This window comes from Lentzea sp. NBRC 105346, from assembly GCF_030269605.1.
Classification (GTDB): Bacteria; Actinomycetota; Actinomycetes; order Mycobacteriales; family Pseudonocardiaceae; genus Lentzea.
On record NZ_BSTQ01000013.1, the window covers coordinates 252361 to 268221 of the forward strand.

22 protein-coding genes are annotated in these 15861 nt (G+C 69.5%); 17 read left to right on the top strand and 5 right to left on the bottom strand.

The features are described from left to right. The 6 genes from QSK35_RS27045 to QSK35_RS27070 all read left to right on the top strand — a co-directional run bounded on the left by QSK35_RS27045 (position 1) and on the right by QSK35_RS27070 (position 4564). Positions 1–741 carry an ESX secretion-associated protein EspG gene (locus tag QSK35_RS27045; RefSeq protein ID WP_285750318.1) on the top strand — a complete coding sequence of 247 codons (741 nt, stop codon included), beginning with the start codon at positions 1–3 and terminating at the stop codon, positions 739–741. Between the two features lie 89 nt (positions 742–830). Further along, on the top strand, positions 831–1307 hold the full coding sequence (locus QSK35_RS27050) for an ESX secretion-associated protein EspG (protein WP_285750319.1): 477 nt from the start codon (positions 831–833) through the stop codon (positions 1305–1307). A gap of 22 nt (positions 1308–1329) precedes the next feature. Then, on the top strand, positions 1330–1635 hold the full coding sequence (locus QSK35_RS27055) for a hypothetical protein (protein ID WP_285750320.1): 306 nt from the start codon (positions 1330–1332) through the stop codon (positions 1633–1635). Between the two features lie 4 nt (positions 1636–1639). Beyond that, positions 1640–2794 (top strand): transglycosylase SLT domain-containing protein, encoded by a 1155-nt coding sequence (locus QSK35_RS27060; RefSeq protein WP_285750321.1) that lies wholly within the window; start codon positions 1640–1642, stop codon positions 2792–2794. A 349-nt stretch (positions 2795–3143) separates the two neighbouring features. Continuing rightward, positions 3144–3380 (top strand): hypothetical protein, encoded by a 237-nt coding sequence (locus QSK35_RS27065; protein ID WP_285750322.1) that lies wholly within the window; start codon positions 3144–3146, stop codon positions 3378–3380. Positions 3381–3433: 53 nt separating this feature from the next. After that, positions 3434–4564 (top strand): pyridoxal phosphate-dependent aminotransferase, encoded by a 1131-nt coding sequence (locus QSK35_RS27070; RefSeq protein WP_285750323.1) that lies wholly within the window; start codon positions 3434–3436, stop codon positions 4562–4564. On the opposite strand, the gene QSK35_RS27075 is transcribed toward QSK35_RS27070, so the two are convergent. Beyond that, positions 4561–5097, bottom strand: coding sequence for a YwqG family protein (locus QSK35_RS27075; protein WP_285750324.1), 537 nt, complete (start codon positions 5095–5097; stop codon positions 4561–4563). The two genes, QSK35_RS27070 and QSK35_RS27075, sit on opposite strands and share 4 nt — an antisense overlap. Before the next feature lie 51 nt (positions 5098–5148). Here QSK35_RS27075 and QSK35_RS27080 point away from each other — a divergent pair, with 51 nt between their 5' ends. Both QSK35_RS27080 and QSK35_RS27085 read left to right on the top strand, forming a co-directional pair. Further along, complete coding sequence (locus QSK35_RS27080) at positions 5149–5298, top strand: hypothetical protein (RefSeq protein ID WP_285750325.1); 150 nt, start codon at positions 5149–5151, stop codon at positions 5296–5298. A gap of 35 nt (positions 5299–5333) precedes the next feature. Next, entirely contained in the window at positions 5334–6095 is a 762-nt protein-coding gene (locus QSK35_RS27085) for a potassium channel family protein (RefSeq protein WP_285750326.1), read from the top strand. Here QSK35_RS27085 and QSK35_RS27090 read toward each other — a convergent pair. Both QSK35_RS27090 and QSK35_RS27095 read right to left on the bottom strand, forming a co-directional pair. Then, positions 6009–6593, bottom strand: a complete 585-nt coding sequence (locus QSK35_RS27090; protein WP_285750327.1) for an HAD-IA family hydrolase — start codon at positions 6591–6593, stop codon at positions 6009–6011. The two genes, QSK35_RS27085 and QSK35_RS27090, sit on opposite strands and share 87 nt — an antisense overlap. Before the next feature lies 1 nt (position 6594). Further along, positions 6595–7593 carry a threonine aldolase family protein gene (locus tag QSK35_RS27095; protein WP_285750368.1) on the bottom strand — a complete coding sequence of 333 codons (999 nt, stop codon included), beginning with the start codon at positions 7591–7593 and terminating at the stop codon, positions 6595–6597. 119 nt (positions 7594–7712) lie between these two features. Here QSK35_RS27095 and QSK35_RS27100 point away from each other — a divergent pair, with 119 nt between their 5' ends. The 7 genes from QSK35_RS27100 to QSK35_RS27130 are packed head-to-tail and all read left to right on the top strand — an operon-like array spanning position 7713 to position 13167. After that, the gene (locus QSK35_RS27100; RefSeq protein ID WP_285750328.1) at positions 7713–8231 is read left to right on the top strand and encodes a SigE family RNA polymerase sigma factor; all 519 of its coding nucleotides are present in this window, start codon (positions 7713–7715) and stop codon (positions 8229–8231) included. Between the two features lie 17 nt (positions 8232–8248). Next, on the top strand, positions 8249–8941 hold the full coding sequence (locus QSK35_RS27105; RefSeq protein ID WP_285750329.1) for a hypothetical protein: 693 nt from the start codon (positions 8249–8251) through the stop codon (positions 8939–8941). A gap of 31 nt (positions 8942–8972) precedes the next feature. Beyond that, positions 8973–9554 (top strand): TetR/AcrR family transcriptional regulator, encoded by a 582-nt coding sequence (locus tag QSK35_RS27110; RefSeq protein ID WP_285750330.1) that lies wholly within the window; start codon positions 8973–8975, stop codon positions 9552–9554. Between the two features lie 57 nt (positions 9555–9611). Further along, positions 9612–10148: an RNA polymerase sigma factor gene (locus tag QSK35_RS27115; RefSeq protein ID WP_285750331.1), complete on the top strand. Its 537-nt coding sequence runs from the start codon at positions 9612–9614 to the stop codon at positions 10146–10148. Then, positions 10145–10918 (top strand): hypothetical protein, encoded by a 774-nt coding sequence (locus tag QSK35_RS27120; protein ID WP_285750332.1) that lies wholly within the window; start codon positions 10145–10147, stop codon positions 10916–10918. Before QSK35_RS27115 ends, QSK35_RS27120 begins: the two co-directional genes overlap by 4 nt. Before the next feature lie 9 nt (positions 10919–10927). Further along, the gene (purB, locus tag QSK35_RS27125; protein ID WP_285750333.1) at positions 10928–12355 is read left to right on the top strand and encodes an adenylosuccinate lyase; all 1428 of its coding nucleotides are present in this window, start codon (positions 10928–10930) and stop codon (positions 12353–12355) included. Then, entirely contained in the window at positions 12352–13167 is an 816-nt protein-coding gene (locus QSK35_RS27130) for an MOSC domain-containing protein (protein WP_285750334.1), read from the top strand. Before purB ends, QSK35_RS27130 begins: the two co-directional genes overlap by 4 nt. A gap of 6 nt (positions 13168–13173) precedes the next feature. On the opposite strand, the gene QSK35_RS27135 is transcribed toward QSK35_RS27130, so the two are convergent. Further along, positions 13174–13605: a hypothetical protein gene (locus tag QSK35_RS27135; protein ID WP_285750335.1), complete on the bottom strand. Its 432-nt coding sequence runs from the start codon at positions 13603–13605 to the stop codon at positions 13174–13176. Positions 13606–13670: 65 nt separating this feature from the next. Between QSK35_RS27135 and QSK35_RS27140 the strand changes: the two genes are divergently transcribed. Together QSK35_RS27140 and QSK35_RS27145 are read left to right on the top strand one after the other, a co-directional pair. After that, positions 13671–14531: a phosphoribosylaminoimidazolesuccinocarboxamide synthase gene (locus QSK35_RS27140; protein WP_285750336.1), complete on the top strand. Its 861-nt coding sequence runs from the start codon at positions 13671–13673 to the stop codon at positions 14529–14531. Positions 14532–14581: 50 nt separating this feature from the next. Further along, complete coding sequence (locus QSK35_RS27145) at positions 14582–15226, top strand: DUF2334 domain-containing protein (RefSeq protein ID WP_285750337.1); 645 nt, start codon at positions 14582–14584, stop codon at positions 15224–15226. Here QSK35_RS27145 and QSK35_RS27150 read toward each other — a convergent pair. Then, the gene (locus tag QSK35_RS27150; RefSeq protein ID WP_285750338.1) at positions 15189–15812 is read right to left on the bottom strand and encodes an MBL fold metallo-hydrolase; all 624 of its coding nucleotides are present in this window, start codon (positions 15810–15812) and stop codon (positions 15189–15191) included. The two genes, QSK35_RS27145 and QSK35_RS27150, sit on opposite strands and share 38 nt — an antisense overlap. Positions 15813–15861: the final 49 nt, after the last annotated feature.

Sequence of the window (15861 nt, forward strand, 5' to 3'; positions counted from 1 at the left end):
GTGACGACACCAGGTTCTGTCGTTCTGTCCACATTGGAGTTCGACGTCGCGTGGGAGGCGGAACGCCTGCCGAAGCGCAACGTCGCACTGGATGTGCCGAGCCCCGGCATGACGTACGAGGAACGTGCGCAGTACGTGGCCAGAGCCTGGGAGTCGTTGGAAGGGCGCGGCCTGGCCTCACGCGGCCGGGTCGTGCCCGAGCTCGCCGACGGGTTCGCCTTGCTGGCGAACCCGCAGATGAGCATCGACATCTGGATCAAGGCGGACCGGAGCATCACCGGAGTTGCCGCGGCCAGTGGTGACGAAGCGATCCTCGCTGTCATCGACGGCGAGGAGGTGTGGCTGATCGAGGCTCGCGCTACGGCGCTGGCCGAGGCGGCGGTGTCCGTTGCCGGTGAGATGCCCGCGGGCTACGGGCGGTCGATCAGTGCGCCGTACGAGGCGATCACCAAGGCGTCGGCGAAGGCCGGCCGCAACGCGCCGGACCTGATCATGGCGCTCGAAGAGCAGGGGATCCGGCTCGGCGACGCCCAGGAGCTCGCGGGCATGGTCGACGGCATGAGCGTGGTCGGGCAGTTCGGCGTCGAGCGGGGTGGGCGGCGGGCGGACCGGGTCGTGGCGTTCCACGACAACCCGTCGGGACGGTTCCTGCGGCTGCTGCGCGGTGACTGGTGCACGGTTACTCCGGCCGACAACCACCGGCTCGCCAGTTGTATCTGGGAGTTGCTCCAAGAGGTCTAGGCGGAACCCAGGGGACGCCACGGTCGTCTTAACTGATGCGGGCCTGGGGGGCCAGGGGTGTAGCCCGCCACATCTGGGAGAGACGTCCGGTGAGAGCAGTTCTCAGCCCTGCCGCCTACCGAGCCGCCTGGGAGCACCTGGGGCTCGGCGCCATGCCGATCGTGCTCTACGTCGACGCGGGCGACGAGGACGTGCGCGAGCTCGATCCTTGGCTGGTCGACGCGTTGAAGGTCATTGCGAACCCGGCGTTGAGCGTCGACGTGCGGATCGGGTTCGGCAGCACCAAGATCTCCGCGCTCGCGACCGGGAACGTGCTCGCCGTGTTGACGCGCGACACGATGACGATCAGCGAGCACGACGACCCGGTCGGCGAGCTCGTCGGCCTGCTACCCGCCGGGGACGACGTGCGCGCGCAGTTCGGGGCGGCTGTCGTCGACGCCGGCGGGCGCCGGCATCGGGCCGCCGATGTCGTCGACTGGGCGTCGCGCGACGGCATCACCCAAGAGACGTTGAAAGCCCGAATCGGGGACATGGTCGACGCGATTCGTTCTATCGTCGACAAGTAGAGAAACCAAGGGGGTTGCGGGCGTGGCTGTCGCGAAGTTCAACACCGAAGCCATGGAACAGTGCCGCACTACCGTGAGCAGTCAGGCCGGGAAATTCGGCGCCATCGGTGACGGGTTTTCCGGGCACTACGGCAATTCGGACATATTCGGAAAGTTGTCTGCCTCGGGGTCGATGGCCGGGTCCGTGAGCTCGATGGACGAGGCCGCCGGCCAGGAGTTCGCGGCAGCGGAAAAGCTGCTGGGCAAGGTCGAGCGGACGCTCGACACCGTGCAGTCCAGCGTTGCCGACATCGAGGAGTCCAACGTGCAGTCGTTCCGGGCGGTGTGAGTCGATGAGTGCGAAGGACGAGGTCGCGGCCCTGCCCGGTGGGGCACCGCTGGCCGCGCTCGCCGACAAGGTCGACAGCGCACAACCGGACGCGGTGCGGGAAATCGCGACTCGGTGGCGCGAGGCCGCGGGCAAGTGCGGCGAGAGCGGCAACGCCGTGCAGCAGTCGGTGAACCAGCTCGACGGCGCGTGGGAGGGCGGATCCGCCGACGGTTTCGTCGCTTACATGGGCAACTTCGGCAAATGCGGCACCGCTGTCGGCGAGGCGTTGAACAACGCCGCCGGTGACATCGAAGCCGCGGCCGCCGCGCTCGAAAGCGCCAAGACTTCGATGACGCGGATCTGTGAAGACCTGCTCAGCCGAGTCCGGCAATTGCGTCAGCAGTACCACAACTTCCCGCAGGAAGATCTCAACAGCGCGATCGCGGGCATGTGCGAGGAAGCGACCGGCGACGCGCAGCCCGTCATCGACCAGGCCGAGAGCGCGCTGAGCAACGCCCAGTCCGCTTTGAAGGGCCGCGCGGGCGGCATCTCGCCGAAGTTCTCCACGATGGAGGACCCGAACACGCAGACGTTCACGCCTCAGCCGGGTAAGCCGATCGAGTGGGCGCCCACGCCTCCGCCGGACGAGTCGACCAAACCGTCCTCGGCCGACGCGCAGCCTCCACAGCAGCACGCGCCCACCGGTGGAGGAACCGGGGGCGGCGGTGGAGGCGGCAGCTCTGACGGCGGTGGTGGTGGAGGCGGCGGTGGCGGCGGCCTCGGTCCCAGTGGTGGCCCGCCGTCCGGTAGCCCGCCGCCCGGCAACGTCCAGGAGTGGATCCGCGAGGCGATCAAGATCCTGCAGGCGAACGGGATCCCGGTCACCGAGGACAACATCGACGAGATCTGGGCGATCATCGAGAAGGAGTCGAGCGGAAACCCGCACGCCATCAACCTGTGGGACTCCAACGCGACGGCGGGGCACCCGTCCAAGGGCCTGATGCAGTGCATCGACTCGACCTTCAACGCCCACAAGCTGCCCGGCCACGACGACATCTGGAACCCGGTGGACAACATCATCGCTGGTGTCCGATACACGTTCTCGCGGTACGGCGGCTTCGAGGGGCACCCCGGTCTGAAGTCGATGGCGCACGGTGGCGGGTACCAGGGGTATTGATGTCGCGAACGGGCCGTTGACCGCGATCGTGCGGAACGAAACGGCCCGCTCAATCGTTGCGCAACAAGGAAGCGCGCGGGGGCAGCGGGATCAGCCCAGGTCGCGGTGGGTGTGGGCCTGGGTGCGGATTGGGATGGGCCGGCCGGCAGTCGCTTGGGATAGGTGACGCGGGGTCGGCAGCACGGGGCACGTGGGTGGGGCCTGGGCACGGCCGGTACCCGCGGGCCTGGCACGCCGGGCACAGCCCCCAGGCACGCGGGGCACGGCTGCTCGGTGCGGGTGGCAGGCGTGCCGGGTACGGGCCGGCATGGCACGGCCGGGCACAACGGGCCGGGCATAGGTGGCACGCATGCGAGGCATGGGCGGCATGGCACGGCCGGGCATGACGGGCGGGGCACCGCGGGCCGGCTGCGGGTGGGGCCGGCTGCGGTGGGTCGGCTGGGGTGGGCACGCTGGGTACAGCCGGCCGGGCACGCCGGGCTCCGCGGGGCCGGGTGCGGCGAAGGGCGGTGGGTGCCGTGGGCCCGGTGCGGTGGGGCACAGTCGGCCGGGTGCGGCGAGGTGCGGCCTGCCGGGTGCGGCGTGACGTGTGCCGTCGGCACGGGGCGCGGGGCGGCCGCGGGTGGTTAACCTGACGGCATGCTGAGTGTGGCTGCCAGGGCGAACGTTCCGCCGTTCCACGTCATGGAGGTGCTGTCCGCCGCCGCGAAGCGGCAGCGCGTGCGTGGGGACGTGGTGTCGCTTGCCGCCGGGCAGCCGTCGAGTCCGGCACCGCGGCCCGTGCGGGAGGCGGCGGAGCGGGCGTTGCGCGAGCACGCGCTGGGGTACACCGAGCAGCTGGGGATTCTGGAGCTGCGCGAGGCGATCGCGGGGCATTACGGGCGGCAGTACGGCCTCGACATCACGCCGGACGACGTGGTGGTGACGACGGGGTCGTCGGGGGCGTTTCTGCTGGCGTTCCTGAGCGCGTTCGACGCGGGGGACAAGGTCGCGCTCGCGCGGCCCGGATACCCGGCCTACCGGAACATCCTGAAGGCGTTGGGGTGTGAGGTCGTCGAGCTGCCGTGCGGGCCGGACACGCGGTTCCAGCCGACGGTCGAGATGCTCGATCCGAGCCTCAAGGGCGTGATCGTCGCCAGCCCCGCGAACCCGACCGGCACGGTCGTCGACCCGCGGCCGATCGCGGAGTGGTGCGCTGAGAACGGGGTGCGGTTCGTCAGCGACGAGATCTACCACGGCATCAGCTACGGCGAGCCGCTGCACTGTGCGTGGGAGACGTCGAACCAGGCCATCGTGGTGAACTCGTTCTCGAAGGCGTTCGCGATGACCGGGTGGCGGCTCGGCTGGATGTTGCTGCCGCAGGGGTTGCGGCGCGCGGTGGACTGCCTCACCGGCAACTTCACGCTGTGCCCGCCTGCGCTCGCGCAGTACGCCGCGGTGCAGGCGTTCACGGACGAGTCGTACGCCGAGGTCGGGCAGCATGTGGTGCGGTACAAGAAGAATCGCGACCTGCTGCTCGCTGGGCTCAAAGACCTCGGCATCGACAAGCTCGCGCCCGCGGACGGCGCGTTCTACGCGTACGCCGACGTGCGGCACCTGACGGACGACTCGATGGCCTTCTGCACCAAGCTGCTCGACGACACGGGGTTGGCGATCGTGCCCGGCATCGACTTCGATCCCGTTGACGGCAACCACTTCATCCGCATGTCGTTCGCCGGGTCCACAGAGGACATCGAGGAAGCCCTACGCCGACTCAAGGCGTGGCTCTAGCAGCACTGCCAGAGGAACCTCCCTTCACCGGAGGGCGACACGAACGCGTACCCGATGCCCGCGTCACCGAAGTTGATCTCGAACGGCAGGTCGCAGCTGTCCAGCTGTGCTATGAACTCGCTTGCGCCGTAAGGAACTTCGGGATTCTGCAACCACGAAGGCGACCCGCCGACCCGGCTGCCGATATCGCTCTCGGATTCCCCCTCGGCGACCGTGTAGTCGCGTGCGGAATGGGTTGGACCGGTCGCAACCGAGGAGAACCGCAAGAACGAAGGCAACGGGCCGGGCTGGCAGAAGAACGCGTTCTCCCCACCCTCGGGCTCGTACGTGCCGTCCACGAACTCGTCCGACGACGTCATGAACAAGTACGCGACCCGACCGGGTAGCTCGAACTGCCCCACGAAACTCATCGGCTCACCGGTCGACGCGGAGAGCGGCCACGTGGGCGCGGAGAGCCAGACGGGCTGGCCGCCGACCTTGGTGGTCGGGGAGGTGACGGGGGCTGACGGAGTGAAAACGACTCGAGAAACCATGGCACTGTTGTACCGAGAGGGTCTGACAATTTTGGACGAGGGGCGAACGCCATGTGGGCGATCATCGGCTGGCTGGTTGCGATCTGGCTCGTGCTCACGGTCGTGGGCGCCGTGGTGAAGGGCCTGTTCTGGCTCGCGATCATCGGTGGCGTCCTCGTCGCGGGCACGGCGGCGTACGGGGCGATCAAGAGCCGGAAGTAGTGGCATAACGCGCGGAACGCGCTCACCATGTAGCGGTGCTGCAGTCCGACGAGGCGAGACTCGCCAGATGGGAAGCCAGGGCCGACTGGCCGATGACGGTGCTGGCCGTCGTCTTCCTGATCGCCTACGCGTGGCAGGTGCTCGACGACAAGTCCACGAGGAACCTGCACGCCGTGCTCGAGTTCGTGCTGTGGGCCGTGTGGGCGGTGTTCGCCGTCGACTACATCACCCGCTTCAAGCTCGCCACGAACAAGAAGCGATTCGTCATCCAGCACGTGTTCGACCTGCTGGCCGTTCTGCTGCCCATGGTCCGCCAGCTGCGCGTCCTGCGGCTGGTCACCGTGCTCAAGGTCCTCAACAAACAGTTCCAGGGCAAGATTCGCCAGCGGGTCAGCGTCTACGTCGCCGGCGTCACGTTCCTGGTCTCTCTTTGCGCCAGCCTCGCCGTGCTCGACGCCGAACGCCATGCGGAGAACGCGAGCATCACGACGTTCCCCGACGCCCTCTGGTGGACGATCACCACCATGTCCACGGTCGGCTACGGCGACCGATACCCCGTCACCACCGAGGGCAGGCTGGTCGCCGCACTCCTCATGGTCGGCGGCATCGCGCTTCTCGGTGTCATCACCGGCACCATCGCCAGCTGGCTGGTCGAGAAGCTGAAGGGCGTCGAGGAGGCGGAGCAAGAGCTCTCGGCCGAGCTCCGGAAGCTACGCGCCGAGGTCGCGGAACTCCGCGCCGAGCTCAAGACCGCTGCGCCACAGCCGGGCGTCCAGGCCGAACGCCCGAGCGCCTGACACGTTCGTCTCCCGATCGTCGTAGAACACCAGGTCGGACGTGCCGATCACGGACACCAGGTGCTCCCACATGAGCGAATCCGGCTTGGCGAACCCGAGGTCGCCGGAGAACACCAGGTGCCGGAAGTGCTTGGTCCACGGCTGCCGCGACGCCACCCGTGCGAACGACGAAGGCGCGTTCGAAAGCAACGCCAGCGGCACGCCCGCACCATCCAGATCGGCGAGCAGCGACACCACGGACGGCGACACCTGCAGCCACCCGTCGATGTCCACGGACGTCAACTCCGACGCGAGCGAAGCGGAAACCGAAACCCCCAGCCGTGAGCCGATCTCCTGCCAGTAGTCCACATCGGACTGTCCGCGGTCGTACGGGTCCCGCGCGGGCCAGTAGGCAGACTCGAACTCCGGCAGAGAAACCCCGTACATCGACGCCAGCTGAGGCAACGCCGTGGTGTAACGGCTGATCACCTCGCCGTAGTCGAACACGATCCAGCGCACGTCAGCTGACCTCCCCGATCCGACGAAGCACTTCCTTCACATCGGACGCGTCCACGTCCCGATGCGTCACGAACCGCACCTTCCCCGCCATCGGCGACGCCAGCACCCCCAGGTGCTCCAGGCCGTGCAGCGTCACCGCCAGATCGGGTACCGACGCCAGCACGATGTTCGTCGCCGGTTCGGCCACGTCCCACCCCAGCGACCGCAGGCCCTCGGCCAGCGCCCGAGCATGATCATGGTCCAGAGCCAACGAAGGGATCCGGTCCAGCGCGACCAGGCCCGCGGCCGCGAGCACGCCACCCTGGCGCACCCCGCCACCGAGCATCTTGCGCACCCGCCGCGCCTCGGTCACGAACGACGACGACCCCGCCACGACGGACCCGACCGGTGCGCCCAGGCCCTTCGACAAACACACCTGCACGGTGTCGCAGCCCACGGTCAGCGCCGCCGGCGGCACGTCCAGTGCCACCGAGGCGTTCCACAGCCGGGCCCCGTCCAGATGCACCCGAAGACCGACATCGGCAGCGGCGGCCACCAGCGATGCGTGCTCATCCGGCGGCGTGACGGTGCCACCCGAGGCGTTGTGCGTGTTCTCCAGGCACAACAACGTCGTCCGCAGCCCGTAATAAGGCGTCTCACCACCGGCCGACGAACGGATGGAAGCGGGCGTCAAGTCCAGAGCGTGAGGCATCCCGCCCGCGATCCACGCGGCGGTGCCGAGCTCGGCGTCCAGCACGTGCGCACCGGGCGAGGCGAGGAAGCGGTCGCCGCGCGAGAGGTGCAGCGTCAACGCGATGAGGTTGCCCATCGAGCCGGACGGCACCCACAGCGCCGCCTCGACACCCAACAGGGCCGCGACCCGCTCTTCCAGGGCCAACATGGTCGGGTCGTGCCCGAGGACGTCGTCCGCGACCTCCGCGGCGGCCATGGCCCGCCGCATCTCCTCGTCCGGTTCGGTGACGGTGTCGGACCGCAGGTCGATGGGGAACACAGCTTCGATCACATCACACTCGCCTCACGACCGATGGGGTGATGTAGCTCTCTCTGATGGTTCATGCAACCGTTGGTGGCCGATGCACCGTCCGGTAAGTGCAAGCACGAGGAGCGGAGAGAGTCCGCGTGGATCAGCGCGACGAGCAGGAGTTCGCGGAGTACTTCGTGGCTCGCCGGGAGGCCGTGCGCCGAACGGCATACCTGCTGTGTGGTGACTGGCACCGGGCGGACGACTTCGCGCAGACCGCGTTCGTCGCGGTGCACCGGAAGTGGCGCAAGATCCGGGACAAACAGGCCCTGGACGCCTACGTCCGCAGGACGCTGGTGCGCGCGGTGATCGACGAGTCCCGGCGTCCCTGGCGGCGGGAGCGTTTCGTGGACGAGATCCCCGAGACGCCCTCCTCCGACGGTGAGGTCGGCGACGCGGTGGCGACGCGCGACACGCTCATGAAGGGCTTGCGGCGGGTACCTCCCCGGCAACGGGCGGTGCTCGTGCTGAGGTTCCTCGAGGGCCTCGACGTCGCCACGGCGGCGGAGGTGCTCGGGTGCTCGGAAGGAACTGTGAAAAGTCAGACCGCACGAGGACTGGAAGCGCTGAGGGAAGCTTTGGGTGACGCCATCGACGATCTGCGGCCGGCGTCATGAGCGAGAGGTGTAGCTAGGTGGACGAGCACAAGCTCGCGGAGCTGTTCCGCGACGCGGTGCGCGACGCGCCACCGGCGTCCTTCGACGAAGGGGACGTCCGGTCGGCGTCCCGTCGCCTCACCACGCGCCGCCGCACCCAGTTCGCGGTCGGGACCACGATGGTCGTCGTTCTCGGACTCGGCGGGACGGTTCTCGCCACGTCATTGATTCCGAAGGGCGACTCCGCTAATACAAGTGCTGCACAGGGTGAGGCCACCGCCATGAAGGCGCCGGCCGACCCTCGTGACGGCTCATTCGGCATGCAGAGTGTTCCCAGTGGCGGGTCTACGCAGGGGGATTCGTCACCTGGGACCGTCGGCCCTGAAACAGAGGCCGACACCAAGTCCGCACCGCAGGGGTGCGGCGCAGTGGACCGGAAGCTCGCCGACGCCCTCGCCGCCGAGCTTTCGGTTCCCACTGGCCAGGAGGCCGTTCCGGTCGACATCGGCTGCCCGGAGGGCTCGCGGGCGGCGACGTTCGTGGTGGAGGGTCAGCGGGTCTCCGCGATCGTGACCCCGCCCGGTGCCGCCATGCAGTTCCTGGCGAACACGAAGTTCACGCAGGTGCAGACGGCGAGCAAGCAGACGCTGCACGTCTTCGTCGAACCGGCGGACGGTCCGGCGGCCGATCGGGTGCAGCAGATCGCCTCCGATCTGCAGGGGCAGTTCTGACGCCCGGCCGGGGCACTACTCTGGCTCGACCATGACCGCAGCCACTCCGAAGGGCGAGCGCCGCAGGCAGGCGCTCGTCGAGGCCGCCGCGGAGCTGCTCGCCGACGGCGGGTTCGACGCGGTCCGGCACCGCGCCGTCGCCGAACGCGCCGGGTTGCCGCTGGCCTCCACCACCTACTACTTCGACTCGCTCGACGACCTGATCGTCGCCGCCACGGAGTTCCACGCACGTCAGGAACTGGCGTGGGGCGTGCAGCGGCTCACCGAGGTCGCCGACCGCCTGAACGACGACGAGGTGCTCGCCGGCCTGATCCTCGACCTGCTGCTCGGCCGCAGCACCGACGCCGAGGCCGTGGTGCTGCGTTATGAGCGGCTCGTCGCGACCGGTCGTCGTCCCTACCTGCGTCCGCTCATGCGCACGCTGGGTGGTGAGCTCCGCGAGCTGATCAACGAGATCTTCACGCGGTCCGGTCGCAGCCTCGCCGAGGAACGGATCGAGGAGCTGATCGCGCTGGTCGACGGCGCGGTGGTGAACGCGTTGATCGAGGTCGACTCGGACCCGCGCGGCGTGGCCGACCGGATGTTGCGCACCGCACTGTCCCGTAAGGACTGATGCAACCCCACGTCCCTCCGGTGCGTTTCCCCCTGTGGAAGCGTGGAAGGGGCATGCATGCGCAAGGCGGACGAGCAGGGCTTTCGTGAGTTCGCGACGTCCCATGCGGCCGCGCTCCGGCGTACGGCTTACCTCTTCTGTGGCGACTGGCACACCGCCGAGGACCTGATGCAGGCCAGCCTGATGAAGATGTACCTGGCCTGGCGACGGGTGCACGGCATGGACAACGTGAACGCGTACGCCCGCAAGGTGCTGCTGCGGACCTGGCTGGACGAGAAGCGCAGGCCGTGGCGCCGCGCCGAGCAGCATGACGGAGAGCTGCCCGACCACGCCGACGCGACGGCCGATCCGGACCTCACCAGCAGCCGCCTGTGGGCGCGTGAGCTGGTACACACAGCGTTGCTGCAGGTACCTCCCAGACAACGTGCCGTGCTCGTGCTGAGGTACTTCGAGGACCTGTCGGTCGCCGAGGTCGCCGTCGCCATGGGCTGCAGCGAGGGCACGGTCAAGAGCCAGACGGCACGCGGGCTCGCCGCGCTGCGCGCCGCCGTCGAGAAGCTGGACAGCAGCACCGCGGGGAGGGTCGCGTCATGAGTGAGCAGGACATCCGGGAAGGCATGCGGGTCGCAGTCTGGGACGAGCCGCCGCTCGACTTCGACCCCGACCAGCTGATCGCGAAGGCCGAGAAGGTGCGCAGCCGCCGGCGCGCCCTGGTCAGCGTGGGGGTCGGCACCGCGCTGGTGGTGGTGTCGGCGTTCGCGCTGCCCACCTTTCTGATCAGGTCCAACTCGGACAACCCAGGGGTGAACGTCGCCAAGGCGCCGACCTCCAGCGCCGAACCCACCGACCCGGACACCAGGCGCTCCCGCCGGCTCAGCCAGCGGGTGGCCGACCGGTTGCCGCACGTCCTGCCCAGCGCGAGGGGCATCTCGGTGGTCCCGGAGCGGCCGTCCATCTTCGACAAGCCGAACGCGCCGACGACGAAGCAGAACGCGCCGACGACGCAGCCGAAGGCGAACGGCAAGGTGACGGCCTACATCGGCTTCGAGGATGGCATCGGCCCGACCGCGATCCAGCTCGTGGTCGCCGACTCCACCGGCAGGGCGCCGGACGTCTGCGCGGGCGGTCAGCTGTGCCAGCAGGAGGACCAGCCGGACGGCACCAAGGTCGTGATCAGCGAGGTGAGGGAGGGCTCCGAGCTGACCACGGTCGCGGTGACGCACATCCGCAAGGACGGGATGACGGTCACGCTGTACTCGTTCTCACACAACCCGACGAACGGCAGCGGTCTGCGCCAGACCGTGCCCATCGGCCCTGATGGGCTGCGTCAGCTGGCGACAGACCCCCTCATCACCTGGGACTAGTCTGGCCGCGTGAGCAAGCCCCGCATCGCGAACGTACTGGCCAACCGCTACGCCTCGACCGATCTCGTGACCCTGTGGTCGGCCGAGCACAAGATCGTCCTGGAGCGCCAGCTGTGGCTGGCCGTGCTCCGCGCGCAGGTCTCCGCGGGTCTCGACGTGCCCAGCGCGGCGCTGGACGACTACGCGCGCGTGCTGGAGCAGGTCGACCTCGAGTCGATCGCCGCCCGCGAACGGATCACGCGGCACGACGTGAAGGCGCGCATCGAGGAGTTCAACGCGCTCGCCGGTCACGAGCACGTGCACAAGGGCATGACCTCGCGCGATCTGACCGAGAACGTCGAGCAACTGCAGATCCTGCGCTCGCTCGAGTGCGTGCGCGGCAAGACCGCGGCCGTGCTGGCCCGGCTCGCCCGGCTGGCCGCCGAGCACAGCGACCTGGTGCTGGCCGGTCGTTCCCACAACGTCGCCGCGCAGGCCACCACGCTGGGCAAGCGCTTCGCGTCGGCCGCCGACGAGCTGCTGGTGGCGTTCCGCCGGCTCGACGAGCTGATCGCGCGCTACCCGTTGCGCGGCATCAAGGGGCCGGTCGGTACCGCGCAGGACATGCTCGACCTGCTCGGGTCGCGCGAGGAGCTGGAGACGCTGGAGCAGGCGGTCGCCGGTCACCTCGGGTTCTCGCGGGTGCTCACCAGCGTCGGCCAGGTGTATCCGCGCTCGCTGGACTTCGACGTGCTGTCGTGCCTGGTCCAGCTGGCCGCGGCGCCGTCGTCGCTGGCGAAGACCATCCGGCTGATGGCGGGCCACGAGCTGGTCACCGAGGGCTTCAAGCCGGGCCAGGTCGGGTCGTCGGCGATGCCGCACAAGATGAACACGCGGTCGTGCGAGCGGGTCAACGGCTTCGCGGTGATCCTGCGCGGCTACCTGTCGATGGTCGGCGAGCTGGCGGGCGACCAGTGGAACGAGGGCGACGTGTCGTGCTCGGTGGTGCGCCGCGTCGCGCTGCCGGACGCCTTCTTCGCGTTCGACGGCCTGCTGGAGACGCTGCTGACCGTGCTCGACGAGTTCGGCGCGTACCCGGCCGTCGTCGCGCGTGAACTGGACCGCTACCTGCCGTTCCTGGCGACGACCAAGGTGCTGATGGCCGCCGTCCGCGCCGGTGTCGGCCGGGAGACCGCGCACGAGGCGATCAAGGAGAACGCCGTCGCGGTCGCGCTGGCCATGCGCGAGGACGGCCTGGCGGAGAACGACCTGCTCGCGCGGCTCGCCGCCGACTCGCGCCTGCCGCTGGACCGCCCGGCGCTGGACGCGCTGCTCGCCGACCGGCTGTCGTTCACCGGCGTGGCCTCCGACCAGGTGGCGTCGGTCGTGGCTCAGGTCGAGGACGTGCTGGCCAAGTACCCGGCCGCGGCCGGATACGCGCCGGAGCCCATCCTGTGAAGGTCCACTCGCTGATCCACTACCCGGTCAAGGGTCTCGGTGGCGTGCCCGTCTCGTCGTCGTTCGTCGACGAGACCGGACTGCGCGGCGACCGCATGCTGATGCTGGTGGAGGCCGCGACGGGGACGTTCCTCAGCCAGCGGCGGGAGCCGCGGATGGCGGCGCTGCGGCCGCGGCTGGACGGCTCGGTGCTGTCGGTCGACGGGTTCTCGACGTCGATCGACCACGACGGGCCGCGGATCCCGGTGACCGTGCACGGGTGGTCGGGCTACGGCGTGGACCAGGGGGATGCGGCGGCCACGTTCTTCTCCGACACGCTCGGGGTCGCCTGCCGGCTGACGAGCGTGCCGCCGGAGCAGTCGCGGATCGGGTCCGGCCTGACGCCGGGGCCGGTGGGTTTCGCCGACGGCCACGCGATCCTCGTCACGTCGCTGTCCTCTTTGGACGGACTGAACGAGCGGATCGCCTCCCGCGGCGGGCAGCCGGTGCCGATGGACCGGTTCCGGCCGAACATCGTCGTGTCCGGCTGGCCGGAGGCGCACACCGAGGACCGGGTGCGGCGGCTGACGATCGGCAGCGTCGAGCTCGGGTATGCGAAGGACTGCATCCGGTGCGCGGTGCCGACCGTGGACCAGGAGACCGGGCTGAAGGACGGGCCCGAGCCGACGCGGACGCTCGCCTCCTACCGGCGGCATCCCGAGGGCGGGGTGGCGTTCGGCATGAAGGCGGCCGTGCTGCGGACCGGTGAGCTGGCGGTCGGCGACAAGGTCGACGTGGACGAGTGGGCGGACCCGATCATCGGCGGGTCCTGAGGCGGCTCAGGCCTTGGTCCACCGGAGCCTGTTGGTGGAGTCGTTCTTCCGGCAGACGAGCGGCTCCCCGCGGGGGCTCACGCCGATCGCTCCCTCGGGCTTGCACGGCGCCCCTTCGACCACGAAAAGCCCCCGGTCGGGCGTCTCGGACACGGTCGTCGGCTGCACGGGCGGCCGCACCTGCTGAGGCGGCGGCTTCGCGACCGAGGTCGTCGTGGTGGTGGTCGGCGGTAACGAGGTGGTGGTCGTCGTCTTGACCGAGATCTCGGCCACCGCCGGCGGAGCCAGGCTGACCTGCGACGGCCTGGTGGACGGCACGACCGAGGCCGAAGCCGGGGACGCGGTGTCGGCGCCGCCGCTCCAGCCGGTCACGGCCAGCACGACGAGGAGGAGGCCGCTGGCGGCGGCCGGAATCCACAGCGCCTTTCGGGTGAGCACGGGTTGCACTGTAAGGCCAGTGCGCGGTTCGCAGAAGCGACGAACACGCAGAGTAGGCTCAGCGCGTGTCGACGCTCGCTGACTACCAGCACATCGCTCGCGGCAAGGTCCGTGACCTGTACGAAGTGGACGACGAGCTGTTGCTGTTCGTCGCGTCCGACCGGATCTCGGCCTACGACTACGTGCTGAGCACCCCGATCCCGGACAAGGGGCGCATCCTCACCGCGATGAGCGTGTTCTGGTTCGAGCGCTTCCAGCCGAACCACCTCGTCGCCCACGACGACTCGCGCATTCCCGCCGAGGTCAAGGGGCGCGCCCTCCTCGTCCGCAAGCTGAAGATGATCGACGTCGAGTGCGTGGCGCGCGGTTATCTGACCGGCTCGGGGCTCAAGGACTACCAGGCGACCGGCGCGGTGTGCGGCGTCGAGCTGCCCGCGGGCCTGCGGGAGGCCGACGAGCTGGCCGAGCCGATCTTCACGCCCGCGACGAAGGCCGAGATCGGGGCGCACGACGAGAACGTCAGTTTCGACGTCATCGTCGCCAAGCACGGCCAGGAGCTGGCCGAAGAGCTCCGCGACCGCACGGTCGAGCTGTACCGGCAGGCGCGGGAGTACGCGAGGTCGAGGGGCGTCATCCTCGCCGACACGAAGTTCGAGTTCGGGCACGACGAGCAGGGCAACCTGGTGCTCGCGGACGAGGTGTTCACGCCGGACTCGTCGCGGTACTGGCCGGCCGAGGGCTACGCGCCCGGCCGCGTGCAGCCGTCGTTCGACAAGCAGTTCGTGCGTGACTGGCTGACGGCCAACTGGGACCGCCAGGGCACCCCGCCGCCGCTGCCGGACGACGTCGTCGAGGCGACGCGCAAGCGGTACGTCGAGGCCTACGAGCTGATTACCGGTCGGTCCTTCGCCGACTGGCTCGGCTGAGTTCGTCGGGCTGTCACGTCACGGCCATCCGGGCATGGCGCACTGATGAGGTGCGCTCACAGCTGGTGGTCTCCCTCTCCGGCATCGGCACCAGAACGACGGACCGGTGCGCGGAGCTCGCCGCCGAACTCGATCGGCGGCACGTGCCGTTGTCCCTGCTCGTGGCACCGCGCGAGCTCGGCGGTGCGCAGGACTGGGTCAGAACGCGGACCGGTGACGGCGACGCGCTCGTGCTGCACGGGCTCGGTCATCGCAGGCTGCCCGCCCACGAGGCCGGGCTGCTGCTGACCGGCGCGCGGCGCGCGATGGAGGTGCTCGGCCTCGACGCCGACTGCTTCGCGCCGAAGCGCAGCATCGCCTCGCCCGGCACGCTCGCCGCGTTGCGCAGGCACCGGTTCAGCCTCTGCGCGGACGCCGTCGCAGTGCGCGACCTGCGCACCGGCACCGCGCAGGCGGGCCGCGTCCACGCGCTCGGGGAGCGGGTCGAGTCGCTGCGCTGCTTCGCGCTCGTCTACTCCGCCGCGCGCACGGCCCGGCGGGGCGGGCTCGTCCGCATCGCCGTCGACGCCGCCGACCTCGACCGGGTCGGGCCGCGCCAGGCCGTGCTCGACGCCGTGGACGTCGCACTGCAGCACGGCGCCCAGCCCACGACCTACGTCAGACTTCCGTCTCCTCGCCGGGCGGCAGCAGCGTGACGGTCGTCCCGTCCGGCCTGAGGTTCTCGAACTGGGTGTAGGCCATCTGCGGCATGGCCAGCACCTTCTCGTGGATCGGCACGGCGACCCGCGGCGCGATCTCGCGCAGGAAGTCGACCGCCTCGCCGAGCTTGAGCCACGGCGCGCCGGTCGGCAGGCCCAGTACGTCGACGTCCTCGTCGGGCACGAACAGCGAGTCGCCGGGGTGGTAGAACGCGCCGTCGTCGATCACGTACCCCGTGTTCGGCACGATCGGGATGTCGCGGTGGATCACCGCGTGCTCGCCGCCGACGACCCGCACCGACGCGCCACCGATCTTGATCACCTCACCCGGCGTCGCCACGCGCGCGTTCTCGACCTGCGCCGCCGACCCGGAATCGGTGATCAACTGCGCCTTGGGGTTTCTCTTGAGCAACGCCGGCAGCTTGTCGAGATCCAGGTGGTCGAAGTGCTGGTGCGTGATCAGCACCGCGTCCAGGTCGGTGACCTCCTCGAACCCGGCGGAGAAGATGCCCGGATCGATCAACAGGCGGGTTGATCCGGTGTCCAGCAGCACGCAAGCGTGACCAAAATGGACAACTCGCATGGATTCCTCCATTACCGACTTTCGGCGGCAGACACGATCGTGTGACGTG